At 47.4% G+C, this 230-nt stretch carries 1 protein-coding gene; it reads left to right on the top strand.

Annotated elements, in window-relative coordinates; genetic code table 11:
• Nucleotides 1–230: VCBS domain-containing protein (locus tag Q0794_RS18210; protein ID WP_298944302.1), on the top strand; the 230-nt coding region annotated here is incomplete at both ends.

Here is a 230-nt window from a genome sequence, read left to right as displayed (position 1 = left end):
CAAGCGGCTATTCAAGCGTTAGATGACGGTGAGTCATTAACCGATACTATTACCGTGACAACCAGCGATGGTGTTGAGCAAGCGATTGTTATTACTATCAACGGCGTTGACGATTTATCTGTTGTGACTGGTGACGATACTGGCGCAGTGACTGAAGATGCGGATGCAGCAACGTTAACAACGACGGGTACCTTATCGCTAAGCGATGTTGATACCACTGACACGACAAC

This window comes from uncultured Psychromonas sp., assembly GCF_947489755.1.
Lineage (GTDB): Bacteria > Pseudomonadota > Gammaproteobacteria > Enterobacterales > Psychromonadaceae > Psychromonas.
Note: the sequence above shows the minus strand (reverse complement) of the source record. Positions and strands in the feature narration are given on the sequence as shown.